The sequence below is a fragment of the Chamaesiphon polymorphus CCALA 037 genome (assembly GCF_003003845.1).
Classification (GTDB): domain Bacteria; phylum Cyanobacteriota; class Cyanobacteriia; order Cyanobacteriales; family Chamaesiphonaceae; genus Chamaesiphon; species Chamaesiphon polymorphus.
Map to the genome: position 1 here is coordinate 1 of NZ_PVWO01000627.1, position 2,867 is coordinate 2,867.

The 2,867-nt window shown below is 47.3% G+C and carries 4 protein-coding genes; all 4 read left to right on the plus strand.

The annotated features are described in order from the left end of the window. Positions 1-682 precede the first annotated feature (682 nt). The 4 genes from C7B77_RS27395 to C7B77_RS27410 all read left to right on the plus strand — a co-directional run bounded on the left by C7B77_RS27395 (position 683) and on the right by C7B77_RS27410 (position 2,802). Positions 683-1,210, plus strand: coding sequence for a hypothetical protein (locus C7B77_RS27395; RefSeq protein ID WP_106312500.1), 528 nt, complete (start codon positions 683-685; stop codon positions 1,208-1,210). Between the two features lie 192 nt (positions 1,211-1,402). Beyond that, complete coding sequence (locus C7B77_RS27400; protein WP_106312503.1) at positions 1,403-1,762, plus strand: hypothetical protein; 360 nt, start codon at positions 1,403-1,405, stop codon at positions 1,760-1,762. A 64-nt stretch (positions 1,763-1,826) separates the two neighbouring features. Beyond that, positions 1,827-2,345, plus strand: coding sequence for an antirestriction protein ArdA (locus C7B77_RS27405; RefSeq protein ID WP_106312506.1), 519 nt, complete (start codon positions 1,827-1,829; stop codon positions 2,343-2,345). A 121-nt stretch (positions 2,346-2,466) separates the two neighbouring features. Next, positions 2,467-2,802, plus strand: a complete 336-nt coding sequence (locus C7B77_RS27410) for a hypothetical protein (protein ID WP_106312509.1) — start codon at positions 2,467-2,469, stop codon at positions 2,800-2,802. Positions 2,803-2,867: the final 65 nt, after the last annotated feature.

Here is a 2,867-nt window from a genome sequence, read left to right on the forward strand (position 1 = left end):
GTTAAGGTTACAGGCTTGCTCATTGTCAAACTTTAACCCAATTTGACTACCTCTCTCCAAAATGAGCGAACCGTGAGCTTTAATGGCTGTTTCGGTAAAGTTATCAAACATTGCTATCTCCCCATATGCGATCGTACATGCAGATTTTTACAATCGTAACTCATCTAGATATAAATCTGTCCTGTTTGAGTGCTTTAATTAACTATTTTCAAATAGCAAGTCATTATTAAAAATCATTCATTAGCTTATCTAGTGCAGCAAGAAGCTAACGATCGTTCGCTCGTCGGGCAGTAAAGCATAGATTTAAGTTGCTACCTAACATGGCATCTGCCACTCCTCACTCACTACCCTCCCACCACCCCCGGAACCGCTTCGACGGTCGGGGAAAATGCTAGCTATGTGCGGCGGTGGCTGGCTCCGGCTTCCCCTCCCTCTCACACCACTTCGGCGCGGTTCCTGCGTTCCGCTCGCTCCGTCTCCTTCCTTCGTCAGTCGCTCCGCTTACTCCACTCCGTCACCACTACCTACGGGTGTTCGCTACGCGGTTCAATTCAATTAATAGTTAATAATTAATAGTTAATAGTTAATTTAGTATTCAATAAATTGGGTAATTTTAGTTAGTTGAAATTACTAAATATTTATCATTTAATGATAAAATTATACTAGTATAGTTAGCTAATTTATGTTGCTTAGTTCGCTGTTTTCTGGTTTAGAAACTATTGGGTTTAGTGGCTCCCGTCATTTGTCTGGGGCGGGTTTGGCTGCGCTCTCGTCACTGTTTCCGCTCGTTCCTAGCGGCTGTCATGTTGTGGTTGGTTGTGCCAGTGGTGCAGATTTAGCAGTGCGATCGGCCTTTGCTAGTGGCGGTCGGTTGTGCGTGTTTGCGGTCGAGTCGGGGCGGTGGGGTTCGGGTCGTTCGGCGTTTGCTCGGCGTTCGGCGGCTGTGGTTGCGGCGGTTCCCGCTGGTGGCTTGCTGGTAGTGGTTCCCTCCGGTGCAGCTCCGGCGGGGGTGGTGCCTTCGCGCTCTTTCTCTGGCTGTGGTTCCGGTTCTTGGGGTTCGGCTGCTTTGGCTCTGGGCACAGGGCGGCGGGTGCTGTTGTGGTTGCCTACTGGTGCCGTGCCTCCGGCGTGGTCTAGCGTGTCTTGGTCTAGCGTTGGTGGCTGGTGGTTGGGTGTTTCTAGTAGCGGTCAGTTATCACTTTTTAGTTAAGAATTAAGAGTTAAGAATTAAGAATTGATGCTCGATATTTCTGCTAATTAGTATTGATTGAAAATACAATTATTAGCGATTTAATGTTATAATTAATACATGTTTTCAAGACAAAGCGATCGCTTCCCTCTAGACAAGTTAAGCGATCGCTAAGTCAATCCAAAAAGTTGAATTAAAGGATCTATTTTGAGTATGACATATCCTCTCGCAAATCGCCCAGAGTTGGCGGCAGCTTCTAGCATCGTTTCTATGCTGGATTGCTTGGATACGGTTCAGTTAGTGAGTTTAAAAGCTAATTACGATCGGACGCGGTGGGAGTTATCGATCGCGGGCAAGCAGCTCGGCGCGGTCGAGAAAGTCCCTTCATGGCTATTCGATGAAACTTTCGAGGGCAATCCTACACACGTCTATGACTGCCACCCCTACGGGCAATGTACGACCCAGGCAGAAGCGATCGGGCGGTTGTTTGTCGGCTGGTTGGTAGAGCAAAAGATCGCCGAGCCGGAAGTCTGGACGATGGAGCCGCGAGGATTGGGCTTCGACTACATCTAATTTATCTGGGGCGGCTGCGCCGCCCCCCCCCACGCCGCTACACCTACAGATTAGAAATAGAGAAATGAACGACACACCAAGGATTTATGTCGCGGATTTGAGCGCGTACAACAACGGTCATTTACATGGAGAATGGATCGACTGCGATATCGATGCCGATGAGGTTAGAGAGCAGATTAAGACGATGTTAGCCGCTTCACCGATGCCCGACGCGGAGGAATGGGCGATCCACGATTATGAGGGTTTTCACGGGATAACAATTAGCGAGTATGAATCGCTCGATCGAGTAGTAGAACTAGCCGAAAAACTCGAAGAACATGGCGAAGCATTTGCGGCCTTTTTAGATTGCTATAGCTTTGAAGATATCGATGACTTTGAGGATCGATATCGAGGTTGTTATAAGAGTAAAGAAGACTTTGCCGAAGAAAGATATGAGGAAGATGGGACGACAAAACGAATTGAAGAAGCTGGTTTAAAATCTTGTTATATCGATTTTGAAATGGTAGCTAGAGATATGTTTATTAGTGGTTATTCAGGTATCGATCGCGGACATGAAACTTTGTATGTATTTAGCGATTATTAGTTATTTAATAATGGTAAAATAATAACAATCTCAAAGACAAAGCGATCGCGTACTTTCTCAGGGTGAGCGATCGCCTAGTCAATGAGTAATCCCAAACGCAAAATCAAGGATTAATTAAATTATGAAGCTAATTGAAGCCCGTGTAAATGGGAATCCTCGCCAAGTCAATACAAAATACGGCGAGAAGGCAGTGATGGACGTAGTTACAGCCGAAGGCACCGAGATCGCGATCTGGCGACCTGCTGGGGATATGGAAGTCATGGGGCGGATGAATGGGGAGCGGGTATCGATCGCCATTGACAGCAAAGGTAAAGCCTCACTCGTCGAACACGCCAGCACCAAACCCCAATCCGCTCAAAGTTCTAACACTACTACCGATCAGCCCAGCCGCAGCGCAGAGATCGCCGATTATATTCAGCGATTGGGAAAACTTTATAGCCATTGTCGCGCGACCTGAACTGGTCACTCCGTCCGTGGGAGCCTTCTCCCACTAAGGGATTCACACCCCTTACCCTTATATAA